A 23,654-nucleotide genomic window follows, 5' to 3' on the forward strand; every position below is an offset into this window, starting at 1 on the left:
TGATTATAATAAAAAACTAAATAGTGGTATAGCAGATAATTCCTAATATCGCAGCAATGCCAGCGACGACTGTCCAAGCCAGCCACAGATGCTGCAGCGAGAATACCAAGATAATGATGACCGCGTACACCACGATACTTGCAATTTGACTCCAATAGATAGCAGAAATCGTATCCATTGGTAAGGCCAAAAATACAAGATTCGTGAGTACCGCCACGCCATAGCCGCCACCCATCGCTAAAACAATGCGACTTAGTACATTAAGACTGGGCAGATAAAAACCTTGGCTACTTTTTTGCTTGCTACGGCGATGACTCATGTGACGGTCTACTTGTTTAAAAAACCAGTATTCAGACTAAAAGCGATACGTCAGTCTACCTACTACATTGATAGGTTCACCATAAGTCAATCCAAAGAAGTTTTCGCCAGCAAGATATTTTTGGTTGAATAAGTTGTTGACGTTAACTTGTGCTTCTAAATTGTCATTAAAGGCATATTTTGCCATGATGCTCGCAAGGGTTACATCATCTTGACCGTACTTTTCAGATCTCTGGGTAATAGGGTTTGTGACAACACCGTAGTAGCCATTTGACCAATCGACACCGCCACCAATGGTCAAATTAGGAATGATATCGTTCATATCATAGGTAGCAAACAGATTAAGCGTGGTATCCGCGTAGCCTGTATTTATGGCCTTACCATTCTTATCTTCAACATTAAAATGCGTGTATCCGATAGTGGCCTTTAGCTTATCACTCAGCTGACCTGTGACTTCCACTTCGACGCCCTGACTATTGGCACCTTCTGCGCCAACGTAGGCAAATTCATTAGTACCTGGTATGGTTTGATTGCCATCGAGTTGCGCAAGATTGTCTTGCTCAATTTTAAAGAGACTGACTTGGCTTTGTAGTGCACCATTGTCCGACTCACTCTTTAGACCGATCTCGTAGTTTTTGCCTTCAATAGGATCAAGATAGTTACCATTGATATCACGCTTTGACTGAGGCTTAAAGATGTCGCTATAGCTGCCGTAGACACTGTGGTTTTCATTGATATCATAAGTGATACCCGCATAAGGCGTCCAGATATGATCGGATTTGGTGTCCACATTACTGCCATACTGTATACCCGAGCGCTCATAATCAGACACGCGAGTCCCTAAAATCACTGACAAAGGGTCAGTGAGCTTAAGCTGAGTGGCGGCGAAGATGGCTTTTTCCTTAGTAGTCACATCAGAGCTTTGAGTTCTAGCGCCCCATGCTGGCTCAGCGTAGCTGCCATCCCAGTTATCAAATTCAGATATCGGTAAAAGTCCATCAGGCGGTGCTTTATAAGTAAAGGTATCAAGATCGCTTTTGTTATAAGAGCCACCTAGAATTAGTTGATGCGTTCTGCCTAATGCATCAAAATTACCAGTTAACTCAGTTTTGACATTGACTTGTTTGCGTTCGGTATCAGCGTGGAATGGATTTAAGTTGTAGACCAGTCCAACATTAGGGTCGATTTCCTGATTTGCGTTGGCATACATATAAAGGAGTTTTGGGCTGCTATCACTCTCGTTGTAACTGGCTTTAGTGGTTAGGTTCCAATCTTCATTAAAATCATGAGAGACATCAGCGAAGTAGTAGGTATTGTCAGAGTCCCAGTTTGACCAATTTGGACTGCCGTTTTTACTGGTGTCCCAATCCGCTTTTGAGCCATCACTTAAGTAACTTGGCAAACCGCCCCACATGGTCGATTTTGATTTGTTATGTTGACGGCTTGCACCCACGCTGACGGTGGTGTTGTCGCTCAGATCGGCATCAACTGTAGCGTAAATCAGATTTTGACCCAGTTCTTGACGGTCGATAAAGGTATCACCATCTTGATAACTTGCGACCACTCGACCACGTACCGCACCGCTCTCAGTCAAAGGCTGGCTATGATCGACACTCAGCCCATATTTACCAAAACGATCTACGTCCGCTGAGAGTTCGGTGGCGGGCACGCTGCTATCGGCACGTTTACGTATTAAATTGACATTGGCAGAAGGGTCGCCTGAGCCACTCATCAAACCAGTCGCGCCTCGTACGATTTCCACATGATCAAACATGGCGGTATTAACACCATATTCGCCCATTGCCGCTTGCTGAACAAAATCGGTATTTAACCCATCAATTTGAAAACCAGTAATGCCAAAACCCCTCGCTGAAAACCCGCTGCGAGCGCCGTCAATACTGCCTACCTGAATACCAGGTGCACGTTTGAGGACATCTGTTAGATTGGTTGAGTTTTGGTCTTTAAGCTGCTGATTAGTCACTACGCTGGTCGCTTGCGGCGTTTCTCTGGCTGATAGCGCCATGCCTGTGGCACTGGTCGCGACAGGGATGGTATAGCGATCCGTGTTTTCAGTGATTTGTGAGTTGGTATTTGCCGTGACTACGATAGTCTCTAAAGTAGTGCTTGGTTCTGCTGCGTTGTCAGCGCGATTAATTTCGATACCATTATCAGTCGGTGTTTGCGATACAGTTTCAGCGTGAATAATAGATGAGCTGACCGCCAATGAGGCAATGGCTGAAAGGTGCATTGTCCGCTTGACGAACCAACTTAACGTGCTGGGTTTATGTCGCTTTGTGTCTTGTGCAATTATAAACATCAGAGGGTATCTCAATTAAAGTAATAGAAGGATTGGTCCAACATTATCTCGGTACAGATTCAAATGACCAATGAACGATTTGGTAAAGGACACGCTATTTAAGGTGCACAGATAGGCACGATTAATTGTGTACATGATAATGATAATGATAATGATTAGCAATACAATAGAGAAATATTTTTGACACATTTGCATGCAGGTTTGTATCGTTGTGTGATAAAGCGAGGAGGGTATAGTGATTGGAGGAAATGATTCATTGAGGAGCGCTACTGTATAAATGTAGCGCCCGTAGGTTGTCCCAATGTTAGTCGTATTTTATCACTAGTATTTGATCATTGGTATTTAGTGCAACATAGATATGGCATCAGCACTAGCGCGCTGTCGCTCTTCAGCATTTAATTCTATTAATTTGCCTTTTTTCATCAGTAGCAGTCGGTCAGCATGTTCAAAGTAACCGTCATCGTGACTGATAATAAATAAGGTTTTACCCATCGCTTTTAATTCGGGAATAAGCGTTTGGTAAAACACGCGGCGAAAGGCAGGGTCCTGATCAGCCGCCCATTCATCAAGTAATAAAATGTCTTTTTGCTCAGCGACAGAAATCAACATAGCCAAACGTTTTCGCTGTCCTTGTGATAATTTATCAGTTGATAAACGGTCATCGGTCACACTGACTTTTTCTTGTAAGTTCAATTTGTGCAACCAAGATGTCACCAAGGTCATATCAGGGTCATTGCCTTCACTACCGACCAGTTGTTTGAACAGATGCTGATCGCTGAAAATAGCAGAAAATAGCTGTCTATAATCAACAGCGTTGACGTCTGAAACTGTTTTATCATCCACTTTTACTTGACCATTGGTAGGAGTGAAAATCCCTGTGATAATCTTTGCAAGAGTAGACTTACCGCTACCGTTAGCGCCTATCAAAAAGACCACGTCTCCACGTTTGAGGGTAAAGTTGACCTCACTTAATATATCACCAGCGTGGTTGTCAGTTTGAGTCACCAAACCTTGAGAGTTTTCTTCACTCCCTTGGTAGCGATAGCCAATGTCCGTTAATGAGATAGACTGCCAATCTTGTATAAGCGCATTGGTCGTAAATTCTGGTTTATAGTCACTAAGCTCTAGAGAATGGATTTTGTCTAGCGCCACTTGTGCAGTTTGTATGGTTGGATAAGCGCCAACTGCATGCAATAAAGGCGACTGCATAAATAAAATCGTCAAAGAAAAAGTAGTGGCAACGCCCATCGGTATGTCAAGATAGTTTGATAGAGCAAACACCACGCCAATTGCTGCAAACATCATGATGTTTGACCAATTCACCGCGGATAAATGAAACGTATCCGCTTTAATTACTGCTTTTTCATACGATTTAGCATGGGTCAAAAAATCAGTTTTATACAGCTTTTCAGCACGGTGTTGATTCAGAGCAAGCTCTTTACGTCCTTCTATGATCGATTGATAATCTTCATATAAAAGATCATTAAGCTCTCTTAATCCCTTTAAATGTTGATAAACATGCTTGACTAAAATGGTACTTATCCAAATCGTCATCACGATCCAAAACATGACAATCAATAGTAGTGGTAGCGACAACCAGCCCAAATAAAGCGCGACTCCCGTAGATAAAATCACACCTTGAACCAACTCTGGCATACGGACAAAGGCGACGGTAATTGATTGAATATCAGAGGATAGACTGGCAATCAACCGTGCGCTTCCTAGATTATCAATTTGCGGGACTTTGGTATCGATGATTTGTTTGACCAGTTTGGTTCTTAGCTCGTAGACGAACTTATGTCCCAAGCAAGTCAAAGTATACTGCGATATAAAAGTAGTAATTAGCAGTAACAGTATCAAAGCGGCAAAATAGCCCAAACTGACCCACGACAACGTATTAAAAGCAGGCTGGCTGATAAAGGTGTGATTGATAAAAGCAATAATGCCAACACTAACCGCTGCATTCACTAAGTTGAGTAAAATGACTTTGAGAAAAGGTAGGCGATAATATGCCCAAATCATACGGTACAAAGAAGATGGGGTGCGAGAAGACATAGCGGCTCAGTAATAGAGTGAATTTTATGTATGTTGGTAGCATAAAAGGAGGAGGCGCGTCCCAACTCCTTTTTTTTAAATGCTATGAATAGCGTTAGATAAATGATCGTAACAAATGATTTATCATCGATTTTTCAGTACGATTTGATTTACGCTTTGATACGGCGCATCAGGTATAAGAAATACGCACCACCAATAATTGCGGCAATGGTGCCAGCTGGTATCTCATACGGGAATATAATATAACGCCCAAGCCAGTCAGCGATTACCATCAACGCTGCTCCCAAAATAGCTGCCAATTGCAATTGGCGCTTGAGTTGAACTGCACCTAGCGTGGTAGCAAGATGAGGAATCATCAAACCAACAAAACTGAGCGGACCCACTGCCAACGTTGATATGGTACTTAGGGCAGCTACCAAAATTAATATCACGCTTTGAAACAGTCGCAAAGATACGCCAAGCTCCCGAGCTATCCCGCTACCTAAGCTTAATATCTCTAATGGTTTTATCACCATAAGACTCAATAGGAAAAGGGATATAGCAAATATCACAAGTAACCAAGCAGTCTCAGGGCTGGCAAGATAAGTAGAGCCTGATAGCCAGCTCAGCACCGCTTGTAGTCGTTGATCGCCCGATATTTTGACCAGACTTAACAGACCACCCATCAATGCGGCAATGGCGATGCCAACCAATAGTAGGTAAGCGGGATTCACTCTACGAGCCAACCATAAGATTAAACCAAGCACAACCGATGCGCCCAATAACCCTGATAGTACAATGCCAGTGTAGCCAAAGTTCGGTAAGAAAATAAAGGCCAAAATCACGCCTATGGCTGAACCGGAGCTAATGCCCAATACTTCAGGACTGGCCATAGGATTGCGAGTCAAGGTCTGTAGCAGTACGCCCGCAGTCGCTAACATCACACCAGTTGCAGCAGCGCTTAGGGTACGCGGCAGTCTAAAATCAACAATCAAATTCCAGACAGCATTGAGTTGCCAGCCATTCGCGGTGGCAGTAAAGACAAGGATGCTGGCTATTAGCAAAACTAAAGCGACACTCCAGCGGAGCAAGTGTGTGTCGCGGCGTTCCGATACAAGAGTCGGAGTAATTTCGTCCGTATGCTGACGACTTTGGGTCATGATCAGCCATATGACTAAAGGCGCACCAAGGAGAGCGGTCATTGCATCAGCAGGTACGTTTAAGCTCAAATAATGTTGTAGTATCGTCGTGACATTACTGGTCACCCACAACAAAAGCGCCCCAAACCCATAACCCAACAGTAGACGGTAACCGATATGTCTGACCGAAAACACGTTGACGAGGGTAGCAGCACCTAGACCAATAAAACCAATAGGCCCCACGCGGCTGACGACAAGAGCCGTTAGTATGGCAACCAATCCAATCACCAGTCCGCGAATGAGATTGACAGGCACGCCCAAACTTTTTGCTTGCCTATCGTCCAAGCTCATTATTTCTAAAGGCTTTAATAAGGGCAATAAGCTAATAAAGGCAATCACACTGGCGACGGTTAGTACGGTAGAGACGTGCCAATTGTTCTGCGTGAGACTGCCTGCTGCCCATACCATGACATTGAGGGATTCTTCAGCGTAATAGATTAACAATAAGGCTGCAATTGCCCCCAGTAAAATATTGGTGACCAAGCCACCAAGTACTAACACTAAAGGGTTCATACGACTAGGAGCGGCGAGGATGAATACAATCGCCATACTACTGAGCGCCCCTATGAAAGCGACCCAAAAGCTACCGCCTAGGTTCAAACTGGGAAAAAATAAAGTGACAAGCAGCAACGACATATTTGCGCCACTACCGACGGCCAATGTCGTGTCTGAAGCGAGCGTGTTTTTTACCAACTGTTGTAACAGGACACTGACCAACCCCAAAAGACCCCCAGCCGTGGAAGCCACCAACATAGTCGGTACGATTTGTAGCTGAAGACTCATGTCTGTAAGAGACAAATCAAATGACGGTGTAAACAATTCGAGGAAAGGTAAGTTCCACAGCTGCCGCACGACTGCGTAACTGCTTACCATTGCCATCACGATTAATAGGATGACCATAATCTGAATGCGGTTGGTAGACAAAAAATTGTTTTTAATCATCATAAGTCGGTATTGCCTACAAAAGTGGCGTTCATTAGGCGATCGGCTAAGACATTCATAGAAGCCACACCACTGTTGTTCCATGTTGCAGGCAGCAAAGCAAGGCATCGGCCTTTATTGGCAGTTTGATTTTCATCAAAAGAATATCCCAAGCGCTGCCATACCAAGCTGTCTTTTAGCTCTAACTTGAGAAGGTCGCCAATAGGTTCAACGACCACAAGGCAGGTATCATCATCCAGCTTCGCTAAATCGCCGAGCATAATGGATGCAAAGCCCCATTCATTACCATCTGCAAATGCCACTAGCTCTAATTCCATAGCATCCAATGCTGGCTGAAACAAACTGTTATATGAAAACATCCGCAAATTGTTGGTATCCGCAAATTGTACGACAGCCAATTTTTTAATATGAGGGTAGCGTGTGTGAAAAGTTTGTCCTGCTTGTATTATCTGTTTTTTACTATTATCTAGATAATCCTGGGCGGCCTGAGGTTGGTTAATAGACCGGCCCAAGTCTAAAGTGGGTTCTATAAAATCTTCCCAAGCGGCGACTCTATTGGTGCTGTTGAGTTCAATAGAATGGACATCCAAGTCGCCATACATAGGACGCAAGTGCTCATAAAATGCTCTGTCTATCACCACATCTATGTCTAGTTGGGAGAACATCTCAGGATTGGGCTGATAACGTGTACCCACATCGTATGTCGTAGCAGGTATGAGGGGTTTGCCGACCCATTCCTTATAAAAAGGTTTGTCACCCATAGCCACTGGCGGGTGCCCCATGGCAACCAGCGTCGCAGCAATGCCCCAATCAGGGGTCATTACTTTAGGAGATGTTTGATTGTTTGGTGTAGACAAAGGTGGTGTGGCATCAGAGAGTTGGCAACCGCTCAACCATACTCCTGAGCATAAAGCTGCACAAAGCCCAATGATAGGGGCAATTGCTTTCATATAACCGCTACTTTATGACTGGTGTCAGGATGGGTCAATAGGGTGAAATCTACCCCAAATATCGAGTGTAATACGTCTTTTTGCATGGTGCTTTTCACATCACCCATGTGGCAAAGCTGACCTTGTTTTAAAGCGATAAATTCATCACAGAAACGCGCTGCTAAATTCAAATCATGCAAGATAATGACCACACCCAACCCTTGCTCGTCAACCAACTGACGAATCAATTTTAGGACTTCAACTTGGTAGACGACATCAAGCGCAGCCAGTGGCTCATCTAATAGCAGAAATTCTGTTTGCTGAGCCAGGCACATGGCTAGCCATACGCGCGCACGTTCACCACCAGACAAGGTTGACACTTGACGGTCTCGAAAAGCGTCAACTTGAGTGAGAGTGATGGCTTTATTCACATGCTCATGATCTTGAGCAGTGGGTTTTTGTAGCCATTTTTGATGAGGGTATCGTCCCAGCATCACCAGCTCATAAACGGTGAAAGCCCCAGCGTCAGGCAGGTTTTGCGGTAGATATGCCAAATTTTGCGCCAATGCTTTGGCAGAAAATTCTCGTAGGTTGTGCTCATTGATCTGAATGTCACCTTGACTCGGTGTCATCTCTCCTGCCATCGCTTTAATAAGACTGGATTTGCCCGAACCATTATGCCCAATCAAGGCATAAAGCTTTTTTGGTTCAATTTTAAAAGAAGTCGGATGCAGTAATACTTTTTTTTGACGTATTAAACCTAAATCATTGATGTACATCATAGTGAGCAGTCTAAAGTAAATGAAGCATTCTAAATAAAAATAGCTTAGTAATGCAAATGATTTTCATTTTTATTTAAAAAATATGTTTATCGGAAACTTTCGCAAAGTAGTAGGCACTGCATCGTTAGTCATTGTAGGTACTTGATAAAGTTAAAAAGCCTTTATATCTTATAAGACCATGACTATTACACGCGCCAATAGACTTGTATCGTCATGTCTTGACGAGATAGCCCAAGGACTGACTTTAATTGTGGTCTTAAAGACTTAATATCAGCTGCTTCAAGCGCGCCCCATACTTTGTCGATTTTGGTAGACGTTACGGCCAATCGCGTATTTAAAGTCGTTAATATTTGGTCAGTAATTGACGTTTTTGGCACATTGATAATATGTAGTAGGTTTTCTTGTTTGAAATCCTTGTCATGAGACAAGCGCTTGCTAAGTGTGATGTTGTGTAAATAGCTTATGTCTTTTGGATCATTAGTAATGGCAATGACGAGTGGCGACAATGGGTTTTGCCAGTTCTCTAAGAGATTGGCAACCGTAGGCAGTGAGGTTTCATCGCAGATAAGCAGGCATTGCCCGTCAGTGAGGTGATCTAATTTTTCGGGATATTCACGCACACTTTTTATCTGTGCACCCGTACCGAGAGATCTCGCCCAATTGCCGCCTGGCGTATCTCCATGGATATAAACATCTATCCAAGCGTGAACAGACGCGCTATCCGAGTCTCGCCATGCTTTTCTTAGTGAGTAATAACGATAAACACCTTGGAACTCATTAGTGCTATCACTGTCATCCGCGTCATTTTGTTGGGCTGAGGCCAGTTTTGAGGCTACAAACGAGGCATTAAGATCAAGCAAATAGGCGTAACCAGCCTGATGGAGTGGCGTATTGTCAGGAGCAGTAACCAGCAGACGATACATGTTAGGACTGGCATAGTAGCCATCAATCACCGTAAATAACTGCTCGCGTAGCTTTATTGTGCGTTTGCCAAGCTTGGTGGCGGCTCTTTGTAACAAGGCTATATATTGTTCGTTCAAAGACGTCGTGTCATCAACAGGGGACATAAAGTTAATAAAGTGTTGCTCAATTGGATAAGCTGTATTTTCAGGATTGTCCTGATCGTTATTGATGCCTGTCAACGCTAGTAGCATCCCATCAGGATACAGCTCAACTATTGATGGAACTGAATCCTCGCGTATGGATGCTTTGGTAAAAATGTTGATGAACATTACCAGCTCATCTTGGTGCTCATCGTTGATATGATCGACAAACAGGTCTTTGTCAGCGACTATTAGTGGGGTTTTATTGATAACATCTTGAGCAACAGGTTGAGCCATAAGGTATGTATCCAATCTATAAATATAGTAATAGTGGTTTTTTAGATAGCATCACAGCGCTCAAAAGCGGGGCCGTAGTCAATATGAGTGAGTGTATTGGTGACTACGGCGGCTGGAACGTCAGGTGTATAGTATTGGAAAGAGCAGATTAGTTATTGATAATCATTAATGTTTTTCTTATTGTTACGCCTATTGGGTTTTATGTCAATAGCCGGGTAGGTTTCTTCATAAGAGATTGGATAATTCTTCGCAATAGTAGTGCAAACAGATTATATCTTTACACCTCGGACTTCTATTTTCATAAACTGATCAAGTAGGCACTGAGACGGTCCTTCAGTGATAAAATTGCGAATGTATTCTCTTTCTATAGGATGCGCGGAAATATCTCCCGTTTCTCCTATTTTGTACGCTTCATTACCGACAGTGATCTGAGCGTCGCCTATTGTATACTTCGTATGTTTTGCTGGCAGTACAGGCGTATAAAGCTCAGCATTTGTCTCAAATAATAAACAGTCGTTTTGTGTGACAAACTGACCTATTAAAAAGTATTCGACGGGTAGATAATATCGCGAAGGGTCGTCATAGTAAGTAAATATTCCGCTGGGTAGACTTGATCTATCTATATCAGGCTCAATGTTACTACTACTGTCTTTCATACTGCTCGTTGACGCACAGCCAGTTAGAAGAAAAGTCGACACAATGAAACTCAGTGTTTTATTCATCGATTAAACCTTTTACATTAAACATGTACTATCAATAGTCTATTAACTTCTAGTCGAAAGCAATGAATGAGTAGGCAGACTTTTAGTCAATAGATTTGGTTTAAGTCTGTGTTAATGATAAGTTTGTAAGCAAAAGTCATATAAAAACCATTCTAAGAATATACTAAGGAGAAGTTATGCATATCACTGACAATTTTGATGCCGGTAATATTGAGGTTATCAATTTAGAGGACAAAAAAGACATTCAATTGGCGATTCGCCCAGACGTCGGCGGTGAGTTTTTCCAGTGGTTTAACTTTCGGCTATCAGGTCAGGTCGGCGAGCAATATGTTCTCAATATTGTTAATGCAGGGGAGTCCTCATATCCTACTGGCTGGGAGAATTACCAAGCGGTTGCGTCTTATGATCGTCAGCATTGGTTCCGTTTGCCCACCACTTATAAAGAGGGGAAGCTAACCATCGTAGCAAACTTAGAATATGCAACTATTCAAATTGCTTATTTTGCTCCATACAGTTATGAGCGTCATCAAGATTTATTGGCAGCCGCTCAAGAGCATCCGTTAGTGACATTAGAGCATCTAGGCGAGACGCTCGATAAGCGTGACTTAACCTTAGTCAAAATCGGTGATAATGATGCGAGCAAACGCAATATTTGGATCACGGCGCGTCAGCATCCTGGTGAGACGATGGCAGAATGGTTGGTCGAAGGCTTGCTACAAAGTTTATTAGACAGTGATAATGCCAATAGTAGATTGCTATTAGAAAAAGCAAATTTTTATATTGTGCCTAATATGAACCCAGATGGTAGCGTGCGCGGGCATCTACGCACCAATGCAGCAGGCACTAACTTGAACCGTGAGTGGTCAAACCCAAGTTTGGAGAAAAGCCCTGAAGTATTCTACGTAATCAATAAGATGGAAGAGACAGGGGTTGATTTGTTCTATGATGTGCACGGCGATGAAGCACTGCCTTATGTGTTCCTTGCAGGTTCTCAAGGTGCGCCAAGTTATAATGAGCGCCTTGCGAATTTACGCGATAAGTTTTCAGACGTATTAAAGCTTGCGAGCGCCGATTTCCAATCTGAATTTGGTTATGACATTGATGCACCAGGTACAGCCAATATGACGCTTGCTACCAATTGGGTTGCAGAACGTTTTGATTGCCTTGCCAATACGTTAGAGATGCCATTTAAAGACAATGATAATGTACCTGATGTAGAGACAGGCTGGTCGCCAGAGCGTTCAGCGAAATTGGGTGAAGCGTCATTGATCGCTATGCTAGCCGTCGTTGATGAGTTACGTTAATTAGTGGCGAAAGAGTTTGCAACTATCAATATAGCAGGCAGCGAATCTTGAAGACGCAGGTTAAAAGCCCGCTGTCGCTAATAAATAAAAAATCCGCTCATACAAAATGATCGGGTTTTTTATTTATTTAATCTTAATACTCCCTAGTCAAAACTTTTTGTTTCTCTTTAGCCATTCTTAATTACTGTTTAAATTGCTTAATTTTTTCAAGTAGGGCCATAATTTCAGTATAATAGGGCGCTATGCCAACAAGCTTGCTTCGGCTGGTTTTGTTCTGGTATTTGGATAACGTTTGCATCGCTGCTCTTAACGACTGAACCGTTGCACTTAAATTGACGTTATTATCCTTTTGATCGCTTCCGCTTTAAAGTCTGATTATTTAATGAATGAGCAAAAATATTTAAATAGTTAAATTTGTACCACAATACACTTTCACTAAGAAGATTTATTATGCAAACCAAACGTCCGTTATACATTCCTTTTGCTGGACCAGCCTTGTTAGAAACCTCTTTATTAAATAAGGGGAGCGCTTTTTCATCAGAAGAACGAAATAACTTCAATTTAACAGGTTTATTACCTCATAACATTGAGACGATTGAAGAGCAATCATTACGTGCTTATCATCAACTTCGCTCATTTACGAGCGATATGGATAAGCATATTTACTTACGTAATATACAAGATACCAATGAGACGTTATTTCATCATTTGGTTGAGCAGCACATTGAAGAGGTGATGCCGCTTATATATACACCAACCGTTGGCCAGGCCTGTGAAAAATTCTCGCAAATTTATCGCCGTAAACGTGGTTTATTTATCTCTTATCCTGAGCGTCATAACATTGACGATATGCTGCAAAATGCCACCAAACAAAAAGTAAAAGTCATCGTGGTCACTGATGGTGAACGTATCTTGGGCCTAGGCGATCAAGGTATCGGCGGTATGGGAATTCCCATTGGTAAATTGTCTTTATACACAGCTTGCGGCGGTATTAGCCCAGCTTACTGTCTACCGATTTTGTTAGATGTGGGTACCAATAACCAGCAGTTGCTTGACGATCCTATGTATATGGGTTGGAGAAATCCACGTATCTCTGGTAATGAATATAATGAATTTGTCGACCTGTTTATTCAAGCTGTTAAACGTCGCTGGCCGGAAGTGTTATTACAATTTGAAGATTTTGCACAAGAAAACGCGACACCATTATTGAACAGATATCGTGACCAATTATGCTGCTTTAACGATGACATTCAAGGAACGGCGGCGGTTTCAGTCGGTACATTGATTGCCGCGTGTTTGAATAAGGGTCAAAAACTTAGCCAGCAAAGAATCGCTTTTTTAGGGGCAGGATCTGCAGGTTGCGGTATCGCCGAACATATCATTCGCCAAATGCAGCGTGAGGGTTTAACAGAAGAGCAAGCCCGCAGCCAAGTGTTTATGGTGGATCGTTATGGTCTATTAACCGATAGCATGACAGAACTACAAAAATTCCAAGTGCCTTTAGTACAAAAAGAAGCCGCCATTGCACACTGGAATAAGAGTCAAAAACTTGGGTTGGCACAAGTGGTTAAAGAAGGAAAAGTCACGGTACTATTCGGCGTAAGCGGACAAAAAGGTCTATTTACACAAGAGGTGATCGAGACTTTATGTGCTAATACCGAACATCCTATAGTATTACCGTTATCAAATCCAACGTCTCGTGTTGAAGCGACACCGCAGGAAGTGACTAACTGGAGTCGTGGTAAGGCAATTGTTGCAACAGGTAGTCCTTTCCCTCATACCACTTTTGAAGGTCAGACTTTTGAGATTTCTCAGTGTAATAACAGCTATATTTTCCCTGGTATTGGTTTGGGTGTTCTGGTATCGCATGCGACGGGTATCAGCGATAATATGTTGATGGCGGCCAGCCAAGCACTTGCAGATATATCCATGGAGTATGAGAAAGCACCAGGTGCAATATTACCTTCAATTAAATTCATTAGAGAAATCAGCGAAAAAATCGCCTATGCAGTGGCAATACAAGCAATTGAAGATGGATTGGCCTTACCTGTAACAGTGGAAAATTTAGAACGTCGATTAAAAGCCAATTTTTGGTTACCTAGATATCGCAACTACCGTCGTACGTCTTTCTAATAGCTAGAAAGTACGTATAAAAGAGCCGAATACTACTGTGAAAAGTAGTGTTCGGCTTTTTTTATTAGGGGTTTTTGGTTTTGCAGTTGAAATGACATAAAAAAAGGCTTGCCGCATCGCTGCAAACAAGCCTGATTTCTTTGTACAATATAAATATGGTGGGCCCAGTAGGACTTGAACCTACGACCAAAGGATTATGAGTCCTCTGCTCTAACCAACTGAGCTATGGGCCCTAACGTTAGACGCACAATGATACCTGATTTTTTTTATTTTTCAAGTAAAAGATAGAGAGTAGTAAAGATATTTTCTATAAAGTGCTATTTTTCTACTAAACAAGGCTGCCAGCTAGCGTCAGACTGCGGCCACCATCGACTGTGATGATTTCACCAGTGACGTAATGGGCTCCCACAAGATAAAGCACGCTATGGGCAATTTCATCAGGGTGGCCTATCCGCCGCATGGGAATGGAGTTGATGATACTTCGTTGCTGTTTAGCTTCAATTGCCTGATCGCTATTGGCTTCAGGTAAGACATTGACGCCAGGCGCGACACCATTGACACGTACCTCTGGTGCCATCTCTAACGCCAAAGACTGTACCATCATACGATGAGCCGCCTTTGCCATGTTATAGACAATGTAATTACTAAAGGGCTTATCGTGCGCATGAATATCCAATAGACTGACGATGCAGCCTTTTTGCTCTTTCAGGTAAGGAAGGAGCGCTTGGCTTAATAACAAAGGAGCCTTAGCATTGGTCAAAAAAAGCTCATCCCATTGCGCATGATGAATATCGCCAAGAGGGCTTGGATAAAAGCGCGAAGCATTGTGCACCAGTACATCCAGTTGTCCAAAAGTGCTCATGATATCTTCGATAAACTCAGCCAAAGCACTACTGTCCTCGACAATAGCTAAATCAGCAACGATAACGACAGCACTATTAGCACGAGTATGATTAAGCTGCGTAGCTAAAGCTTGAGCGTCTTGTTCACTCTGATGACAATGAATGATGACTCTATAGCCTTGATTGTGAGCCGCTTTAACAATGGCTGCACCAATACGCTTAGCGCTACCAGTCACCAGCATGACTGGTGTACTGCCATTATTTGGTTGAGTAACGTTATAGTCTAGGTTCATAAATCGAATATTTTACTGTCTAAGAAGGGTTGCAGTGTTGATTAGATATGGTATGCGCTTGTAAATGCGAAATTCTAGCCTGTTGTAATGCCTCACCAATGGCTGGCCCTTTCAAATCTGATTGGATATCCTCCATACCAATAGCGTGAAAGCTACCTAATGCAATCATCATCTGACGGTGCTGTATGGCCAGTTGCAAGACGTGGCTGGTGACAAGCAGTTGTGAAAGTTTTTCGGGCTCTTTGTGAGCGCCGCAAGCTTGTATGAGTTCAATCTTTTCGGCAGCATTAAGATGGTTTATGGTATTTAGTTTTTCGATTTGTTGAATGAATAACTTTGCAAACTGGGTGTGTGCTTTTGGCACTTTAACTATATTGCCTATGTCACTAATACCTTTGTCGTTAACACCTTTTGCATACATAGCTTCGTCAAGCACTAAGTCTTTATTTTTCAGAGTGAATGAAGAGGAGCTCAGGCTTGTCATTAGCAGTGCCCATCGCTGTGATAAGTTCAGCTGCATTTGACCTGCAAAATACAGCGCCGTCTGTATGGTTTCTCTTATATGATCGTTAGCCCAAGCATGATGTAGGGGTGCAAAGTACTCAGTAAGCGCGCCAATCTCATACAGCTGCTGCCAGTATACGTGAGGCGACAGCTGCATGATTGCATGACTCGATTCTTGCCAAACGCGCTCCGCACTCAAATGCGTAAGCTCTCCTGATTGAACCAATTGGCGCATTAAGGTTAATGTTTCATCGGCAATAGTAAACCCCAAGTCATAATATCGACTATAAAAACGAGCAGTTCGTAGCACTCGCAACGGATCTTCGCTAAATGCATCTGAGACGTGGCGCAAGGTTTTGTTATCTATGTCAGTCAGGCCGCCATAATAATCAATCACTTCACCATTAATAGGGGAATCATCATTTAGGCTAATGACTTCTATTGCCATAGCATTAATGGTCAGGTCACGGCGCTCGAGATCGTCTTTTAAGCTGACATCAGGGCTGGCATAAATGCTAAAGCCTTGGTAGCCGACGCCTTGTTTGCGTTCTGTGCGTGCCAGTGCATATTCTTCATGACTGGTCGGATGCAAAAATACAGGAAAATCAGCGCCCACTTGCTGAAACCCTGCCTCTAGCATAGCGGCAACCGTTGCCCCAACGACGACAAAATCTTTGTCTTTTATAGGACGTCCCAACAGTTGATCGCGTACCGCACCACCAACAAGATACACTTGCATAATTTTCTCTTTTTTTAGACTCAATTTTTATTCATAAAAAAACCAGTCAATGCTTTTAAAGTATTGACTGGTTTAGTATAGCAGAGAGTCTCTAAAAATAAATTACAGCGACTCTCTTAACCATACGTTTGTGCTATCTGGCGAGCTATTACTCACCTTCGCTTTCTAAGTCCTGAACTTCCGTTACAGTAAGCGCCGTCATATTGACGATACCACGTGCCGTCGCTGATGGGGTTAGAACATGGACAGGTTGGTTCGTACCCAATAAGATAGGGCCGATAGAAGCACTACCAGTTGCTGTTTTGAGTAAGTTGAACGCAATATTTGATGCGTCAAGCGTGGGTAAAATAAGCAGGTTTGCTGCACCTTTTAACGGGCTTGATGGCATCTGGTTTGAACGAATCACTTCGTTAAGCGCAGCATCGCCTTGCATCTCACCTTCAAACTCAAAGTCTACATTCATATCAGTCAATAACTGATGAACCTTACGCATTTTGACCGCGCTGGCACGGTTTGATGCGCCAAAGTTAGAATGAGAGACGAGTGCAACACGCGGCGTGATACCGAAGCGGCGCAACTGATCGACAGCCAAGACAGTCATTTCAGCCAATTGTTCAGACGTTGGATCTTCATGAACATAAGTATCAGCAATAAAGATGTTGCGATCCTGCATCAAGACGGCATTCATAGCATAAAGATCACTGACGCTTTCTTTTTTGCCAATGACGTTTCTGACATACTCTAAGTGCATCTGATAATGACCAAACGTACCACAAATCATGCCATCCGCATCGCCGTTGTCGACCAATAAAGCACCGATCAGAGTAGTTTTACGGCGTACATCACGACGGGCAAGCTCAATACTCACACCGCGGCGTTTGTTTTTCTCGTAATAACCCTGCCAGTAGTCTTTGTAGCGAGGATCGTCATCTGGATTTACAATAGTGATGTTCTCGCCATCTTTTAGACGCAAGCCCAACTTATTGATGTGATCGTTAATGACAGCTGGACGACCGACTAAGATAGGATGTGCAAGCTCTTCATCAACGACGACCTGTACGGCAAGTAGGATGTTATTGTCTTCGCCTTCACAATATACGATACGCTTAGGATCAGCTTTAGCACGAGCAAAGATAGGCTTCATAACGAATGCTGAGTTGTAAACAAACTCAGACAAACGCTGACGATACACTCTCATATCATCGATAGGCAAGGTTGCAACGCCTGAGTCCATCGCCGCTTTGGCGACAGCAGAGGCAATCTCAATGATTAAGTTAGGCTCTAGAGGGCCTGGGATTAAGTAGTCACGACCGAAACTTTTCATGGTTTCGATATTTCTGGCGCTGGTCGTTGGCGTGGCTTCAACGTGTGCCATAGCAGCGATTGCTTTAACGCAAGCGACTTTCATCTCTTCGTTAACAGTCGTTGCACCCACATCTAATGCACCGCGGAAAATATAAGGGAAGCATAGGGCGTTGTTTACTTGGTTTGGATAATCCGAGCGACCTGTTGCCATAATCACGTCTGGACGCACAGCATGCGCCAATTCTGGCATGATTTCGGGTGTTGGGTTGGCAAGAGCAAAGACGATAGGGTCTTTTGCCATACGGCGAACCATATCTTCTGTCAGCGTACCAGGCATTGATAGTCCCAAGAACATATCAACATCGTCCATGACTTCTTCAATAGTTGTCGCAGTGGTATCACGGGCATAGCGCTGTTTGGTTTCATCAAGGTTTTCACGGCTGGTACTAATGATACCGCGTGAATCTGAAACAAAGATATTGTTTTTATTAACGCCAAGCGCACAGATAATATCTAGACAAGAAATAGCCGCTGCGCCTGCACCTGAACAAACAATTTTAATGTCTTCAATTTTTTTGCCAGTGATCAACAAAGCGTTGAGCATTGCAGCAGCAACAATGATTGAGGTACCATGTTGGTCATCATGGAATACCGGAATATTCATGCGTGCGCGTAATTCACGCTCGATTTTGAAACATTCTGGTGCTTTGATGTCTTCTAAGTTGATACCACCAAAAGTAGGCTCAAGAGAAGCAACAGCTTCGATGAACTTGTCTGGATCGTTTTGGGCAATTTCAATATCAAAGACATCGATACCTGCGAATTTTTTGAATAGAACACCTTTGCCTTCCATCACAGGCTTTGAGGCTAGTGGACCAATATTACCTAGACCGAGTACCGCAGTACCGTTGGTAATAACGCCAACTAAGTTGTTACGTGCCGTATATTTGGCCGCCAATTTTGGGTCTTTTGCAATTTCAAGACAAGGGATGGCGACACCTGGCGAGTAGGCAAGTGCCAAATCACGCTGGTTAGCTAGCTGCTTAGTAGGGGTGACTGAGATTTTACCTGGACGAGGAAATTCATGATAGTGTAAGGCAGCTTGTTCAAACTGCTCTTTTTCTGTACTAAGATTATCCGTATTCAAATTGGTATCGTCATTCATAATAATTGCCATGGTTGGAATAAATTGTATTAAATTAAATGGTGATAAAAACGTCTTACCCTTAAAAGATCATTGAATGATGAAGATCGAAGAGAGTCATGACATTGGTATAACAATAATAAGCGGTTGAATATCAGATTAAAAACACAGTCTAATAAAGGCTGTCATCCTATCATCACTGGCAATTCACGGCCTAGCTAACGGCAAAGAATTGGATGAATAATATACTAAAATGATATTCAACATTTCGCCATTTGATAATACTAAAGACTGCGGACGTATATCAACCATAATCTCTATATTATTGTTATTATTCTTAGCTAATTATCTGTATTAAGATGAGCAACTGATTGGCATCTGCGGTGTGTCGGTGTTAGGAGGCGTAGTGTCAAGCTCGCTGGCAATATCCTGCACCTCATAAGGACTGGCAAGCAAACGAAACACACGATCAACTTCATCAAACTGACCTTGCTCTGCGGCAGTGATTGCCCGCTGTGCCATACTATTGCGCAAGACATAGACAGGGTTATTGGTTCTCATATCATTAATGACTTGTTCAAAAGATACAAGCTCTAAGTGCGCTAAATAACTTATTGACCAGTCTTGCCACACTTTTTGTGCCTCCTGATTGAGCTCCGCCGTCATCGTTGCTAGCAGCTGCTGCTCATAAGGGTGCTCGTCTGGCGCTACCAGACCCAGTAAGGCTCTAAAGCTATTGTTATAATCAAGCAAGTTGTCTTCTAATAGCGTCAACCACTCAAAGGCTAAGGTTAAACTGTCCTTTTCATGTGGCAGTCCAAGCTTACGGCACAGTCCTTGCTGATAATGCTGCATGAATGTCGCTTCATAAGGCGCTAAGCAATCTGACAGTGCCTCACGAGTGACACCTTCTAAACGCATAAAGTGCGGCAACCAGATATTGAGGTTCCAATGACCGATGGCAGGCTGGTTTTGATACGCATAGCGTCCTGTATGGTCAGAGTGATTGTTTATCCAAGCTGGATTGAAGCGCTCCATAAAACCAAAGGGACCGAAGTCTAGGGTACTACCGGTAATAGACAAATTGTCTGTATTCATGACGCCATGTGCAAAACCAATCAACTGCCAGTCCGCGATCATTTTTGCGGTACGCTCAACCACGGCAGTCAAAAATGCAAGTACGGGTGTATCGCTATCACGGCATTCTGGATAGTAGGTGTCAATCATATAATCGGTAAACTCACCGAGTAAGTCAGGTGCAAAGCTAGCAATCCACTCAATATGACCGAGACGAATATGACTATCCGCCACACGCATTAATGCGGCTCCCGCTTCCATTCGCTCGCGGCGTACTCGCGTCTCAGACACGACGAACCCCAATGCATTAGACGAAGGAACACCAAGTTGAGTGAGCGCATGACCACATAAATACTCACGAATGGTACTGCGTAAGACGGCACGGCCATCACCCATACGCGAATAGGGCGTCAATCCAATGCCTTTAAGATGCAAATCTTGTAGTTTGTCATCCTTGTCTAGAACTTGCGCCATCAATAGGCCACGTCCATCGCCCAATTGTCCAGCCCACTGCCCGAACTGGTGACCAGCATAAGCCATTGCCAGTGGTCTAAATTCAGTTGGCACATATTGACCAGCCAAGATTTCCACCCAGCGTGTCATTAATTCATCGTCGTCCGTCCAACCCAACTGCTCTGCGACCTGTGTGTTGAAATGAGCAGCGCGCGGATTGTCTAATGGTGTAGGCGGCTGTTCATGGTAAAGGCGTGTGTCCAAGTTGACATAGGTATTTTGATAACGCATAAAAGCCGCTCCCATTGAAATAAAAAATCGAATTATAAAGTTAGAAACTCACTATAGCATAGCCTTCATAGGGCATCGTTTCGCTCTGTCTTTCTCTTGTATCCACGCTCATCCGAACCGATCACAAAAAACAGATTTGGCTGTGTCAAACTGGTTTGCGTCACTACTCAGGTTTTCAAAAATAGTCTTACTTAAAAAATAGTTGTCAAAAATTGCCATAAAATAAGCATAAAAAAATCCCTCTATTTATTACAAATAGAGGGAGGGAGAAAATTTAAAGTAGAATAATGAAGATAGACATGTGAGCGATTAAGCCGCTTTGGTGTTTTGACCAATAGAGCGAAACGCTGTTTTTAGGTTGCTATTATGCTCAAGTATCTTCTTCTCAATTTTGGCATAGTCATGCTTTAATTTATCATCAACTTCATGCAAACGATCAGCAAACTCTGTCTTTTTCAGCTCAATGGTTTTAGCTTTTAGCGCTTGCCACTCTTCCACAGTTTGCGTAAAGGCATCATATTCAAACTTGATGCGATCTTGGAACGCTTTCATTGCATGAGGGAGATCAAGTCCACTACCTGTTGCCGTATCAATCTGCTGCTGTGCTTTTTTGAACTGCATTTGTACTTCAGCATGTTTGATGGTCGTATCATCAACAGTACGTAGTTCGCTGGCGAGGCCAAGTTTTGATAAACCAGCAATCAACCATTTGGTTGGGTCATACTGCCACCATTTTACGCCATTACGATAGTCGTACTGGAAGAAATGATGATAGTTATGATAACCCTCACCCCAAGTCACTAGTGCCAAGAAGAAGTTATCACGGGCACTATTGGTATCGGTATAAGGACGCGTACCAAACATATGACATAAAGAATTGATGAAAAAGGTGAAGTGATGCGTTAAGACCAAGCGTAACAAACCAACGATGACCAATGTGCCCCAAACATCACCAAGTAGCCAGCCGATAGCCGCGACCATACCAACGTTTAGTGCCACTACCCACAAACCATAATACTTATGCTGAATCCGTAGCGTTCTATCTTTGGTCAAATCAGGAATGTTTTTGTAGTCAAACTTACCACTAGGATAGTTGCGTAGCATCCAACCCATATGACTGAACCAAAATCCGCGTTTGGCTGAATAAGGGTCTTCTAAACGATGATCAACATGACGATGATGAGTACGGTGACCAGATACCCAGTCAAATGCTGAACCTTGAACCGCTAGGGTGGAGCCAAGCAATAAAAAGTTTTTGACCACTGGATGTGCTTTGTAAGCACGATGCGACAATAGGCGATGGTAGCCAGCTGTGATACTGATACCTGTCCACACCATAAAGGCACCAAATACACCCCAAACTGGTGCACTAACGTCATGAGTAAATAAATACCATGGCGTAATGATAGCGGCAGCAATAGGCGTAGCAACTAAAATAGTCGCTGGAATCCAATTGATCGGTGCTTTCGTAAACTCAAACTCACGCATATCAATGCTTGCTTCTTTGGTAGAAGCAGCAGTTTGACTGTCAACGTCCGCGTAATCGCGTTTGGTAACAGGCTGATCATTGAGTGCGCTTTTCGTTTTATTCTCATCAAAACGCGTTTTAAAACGTGTGACTTGAACGCTGGCAGCTTTTACAAGCGTATCACCAGATTTGATAGCGAAACGTAAGCCTTTAAGCGGGAAGCCAAGTGCTTTTTTTGCAATCATATAATATCCCTAGCGGTATTAATTTAAGCCCCTATAGTACCTTAAAAAATCAATAAAGTGAACAGTTATACACTATAAAAATATTGCTAAATAACAATAACTTGTATGGATTATGGAATGCATTCACAAAATTAATCGGTGATTTATCGGGCATGGGGTAGAAGTGTAAGAAGCACTATAGATATGTAGTCTATTTGAAGTAAATCAAGGGCAGGATAGGTTTGTCAGTTTGTGAGCAAATAACTCGGAAAATCCGTGATAATGACGTCAGTTTGCCATTTAATGAGCTGTTTAATTGTGTCAACATCGTTGACTGTCCATGCGCTAACTGGCAAACCATAGCGGTGACTGTGTTTGATAAAGGACTGACTTAAAAGAGGGTAATGAATACCTAGCTGAACACAGCCAAGTTTTATGGCGGTGTTGGTAGCCATCATCAATGTTTCGGGTGTGCGAATGAGTAAGCCGCGTGGAATATGGTTTAACAGCTTGTTGCTTTGGAGCCGTGCATGTAGTTCTACATCAAAGCTGGTTAGAGCAATGGGAAGAGTAGCAAACGGACTATGAATCAAATCATGCGTCAGGGCTTTGATTAATTTGGCATAATCAGTACGACTATGCGTCTTAATCTCAAGCTCAATGTAAGTAAAACCGTTCAGTACAGGCGCTATGCTGGTCAGTTCAACAATTTGATGTTCAAATTGTCTATGTCGTCGTATCTCCGCCATACTCAATTGATCGATGCGTGATTGCTGACCACACATGCGTGCTAAATCATCATCATGAAACACCACTAAATGACCGTCAGCGCTCAATTGTACATCAAATTCAATACCTGTTAAGCCACGTGCCTTGAGCCGTTGGGCGTACTGAAAACCTATGAGTGTGTTTTCTACTGCTTCACCACGAGCACCGCGATGACCTAATAAAAGCGTGCGTTCAAAATTTATCATAGCTCTACATAGCGTTAGCTGTTTTCAAGAGTAATCATATAGCGTCATATTGATAACGTCTAATGAAATTTGCTCAATAGACTCACTATATAACCAAGTACTTTTACCAGCCTTACAAAGTTTGATAAATGTGTGTTTGTTATGTTTTTGCAACTAAGTGCAGGTTTTTCCTTGTTAGGTGACGTTATTTGCATATCCAGAGGTTACACTAATGACCATTTCATCTAAAGACCGTATAATAACGGGGTTTTCAGATCTGTAGTCGCTAGAACTGAGATTTGAATATCAATCACTATTTACCAGTGGCGGTAAGAATCAGT

Annotated in this window: 16 protein-coding genes and 1 tRNA gene; 2 read left to right on the top strand and 15 right to left on the bottom strand. The window is 42.9% G+C overall.

Annotated elements, in window-relative coordinates:
- Positions 1-16: 16 nt before the first annotated feature.
- The 8 genes from ACT3TH_RS07150 to ACT3TH_RS07185 all read right to left on the bottom strand — a co-directional run bounded on the left by ACT3TH_RS07150 (position 17) and on the right by ACT3TH_RS07185 (position 10,583).
- The gene (locus ACT3TH_RS07150) at positions 17-319 is read right to left on the bottom strand and encodes a hypothetical protein (RefSeq protein WP_444755164.1); all 303 of its coding nucleotides are present in this window, start codon (positions 317-319) and stop codon (positions 17-19) included.
- Positions 320-355: 36 nt separating this feature from the next.
- Entirely contained in the window at positions 356-2,566 is a 2,211-nt protein-coding gene (locus tag ACT3TH_RS07155; RefSeq protein WP_444755165.1) for a TonB-dependent siderophore receptor, read from the bottom strand.
- 411 nt (positions 2,567-2,977) lie between these two features.
- Positions 2,978-4,690, bottom strand: coding sequence for a multidrug ABC transporter permease/ATP-binding protein (locus ACT3TH_RS07160; RefSeq protein ID WP_444755166.1), 1,713 nt, complete (start codon positions 4,688-4,690; stop codon positions 2,978-2,980).
- A gap of 149 nt (positions 4,691-4,839) precedes the next feature.
- The gene (gene fhuB / locus ACT3TH_RS07165) at positions 4,840-6,813 is read right to left on the bottom strand and encodes a Fe(3+)-hydroxamate ABC transporter permease FhuB (RefSeq protein ID WP_444755167.1); all 1,974 of its coding nucleotides are present in this window, start codon (positions 6,811-6,813) and stop codon (positions 4,840-4,842) included.
- Positions 6,810-7,760 (bottom strand): ABC transporter substrate-binding protein, encoded by a 951-nt coding sequence (locus ACT3TH_RS07170; RefSeq protein WP_444755168.1) that lies wholly within the window; start codon positions 7,758-7,760, stop codon positions 6,810-6,812. Before ACT3TH_RS07170 ends, fhuB begins: the two co-directional genes overlap by 4 nt.
- Positions 7,757-8,521 (bottom strand): ABC transporter ATP-binding protein, encoded by a 765-nt coding sequence (locus ACT3TH_RS07175; protein ID WP_444755169.1) that lies wholly within the window; start codon positions 8,519-8,521, stop codon positions 7,757-7,759. Before ACT3TH_RS07175 ends, ACT3TH_RS07170 begins: the two co-directional genes overlap by 4 nt.
- A gap of 185 nt (positions 8,522-8,706) precedes the next feature.
- Positions 8,707-9,861: a siderophore-interacting protein gene (locus ACT3TH_RS07180; protein ID WP_444755170.1), complete on the bottom strand. Its 1,155-nt coding sequence runs from the start codon at positions 9,859-9,861 to the stop codon at positions 8,707-8,709.
- Positions 9,862-10,130: 269 nt separating this feature from the next.
- A complete protein-coding gene (locus ACT3TH_RS07185; protein ID WP_444755171.1) occupies positions 10,131-10,583 on the bottom strand; it encodes a hypothetical protein in 453 nt (150 codons plus the stop codon).
- Between the two features lie 176 nt (positions 10,584-10,759).
- Between ACT3TH_RS07185 and ACT3TH_RS07190 the strand changes: the two genes are divergently transcribed.
- Both ACT3TH_RS07190 and ACT3TH_RS07195 read left to right on the top strand, forming a co-directional pair.
- Positions 10,760-11,887, top strand: a complete 1,128-nt coding sequence (locus ACT3TH_RS07190; RefSeq protein WP_444755172.1) for a M14 family metallopeptidase — start codon at positions 10,760-10,762, stop codon at positions 11,885-11,887.
- A 450-nt stretch (positions 11,888-12,337) separates the two neighbouring features.
- Complete coding sequence (locus tag ACT3TH_RS07195) at positions 12,338-14,020, top strand: NAD-dependent malic enzyme (protein ID WP_444755173.1); 1,683 nt, start codon at positions 12,338-12,340, stop codon at positions 14,018-14,020.
- A 156-nt stretch (positions 14,021-14,176) separates the two neighbouring features.
- Here the strand turns inward: ACT3TH_RS07195 and ACT3TH_RS07200 are convergent.
- From ACT3TH_RS07200 to ACT3TH_RS07230, 7 genes are all read right to left on the bottom strand, one after another.
- Positions 14,177-14,253, bottom strand: a tRNA-Ile gene (locus ACT3TH_RS07200).
- 95 nt (positions 14,254-14,348) lie between these two features.
- Positions 14,349-15,155 carry a pteridine reductase gene (locus tag ACT3TH_RS07205; protein ID WP_444755174.1) on the bottom strand — a complete coding sequence of 269 codons (807 nt, stop codon included), beginning with the start codon at positions 15,153-15,155 and terminating at the stop codon, positions 14,349-14,351.
- 19 nt (positions 15,156-15,174) lie between these two features.
- Positions 15,175-16,398, bottom strand: coding sequence for a tRNA nucleotidyltransferase (locus ACT3TH_RS07210; RefSeq protein ID WP_444755175.1), 1,224 nt, complete (start codon positions 16,396-16,398; stop codon positions 15,175-15,177).
- 148 nt (positions 16,399-16,546) lie between these two features.
- The gene (locus tag ACT3TH_RS07215) at positions 16,547-18,868 is read right to left on the bottom strand and encodes an NADP-dependent malic enzyme (protein WP_444755176.1); all 2,322 of its coding nucleotides are present in this window, start codon (positions 18,866-18,868) and stop codon (positions 16,547-16,549) included.
- Positions 18,869-19,201: 333 nt separating this feature from the next.
- Positions 19,202-20,668 carry a protein adenylyltransferase SelO gene (locus ACT3TH_RS07220; RefSeq protein WP_444755177.1) on the bottom strand — a complete coding sequence of 489 codons (1,467 nt, stop codon included), beginning with the start codon at positions 20,666-20,668 and terminating at the stop codon, positions 19,202-19,204.
- Positions 20,669-20,977: 309 nt separating this feature from the next.
- On the bottom strand, positions 20,978-22,156 hold the full coding sequence (locus tag ACT3TH_RS07225; RefSeq protein WP_444755361.1) for an acyl-CoA desaturase: 1,179 nt from the start codon (positions 22,154-22,156) through the stop codon (positions 20,978-20,980).
- A 449-nt stretch (positions 22,157-22,605) separates the two neighbouring features.
- Positions 22,606-23,334: a glycerophosphodiester phosphodiesterase gene (locus ACT3TH_RS07230; protein ID WP_444755178.1), complete on the bottom strand. Its 729-nt coding sequence runs from the start codon at positions 23,332-23,334 to the stop codon at positions 22,606-22,608.
- Positions 23,335-23,654 lie beyond the last annotated feature (320 nt).

It is taken from the genome of Psychrobacter sp. AOP22-C1-C5 (assembly GCF_052378885.1).
Taxonomy (GTDB): domain Bacteria; phylum Pseudomonadota; class Gammaproteobacteria; order Pseudomonadales; family Moraxellaceae; genus Psychrobacter.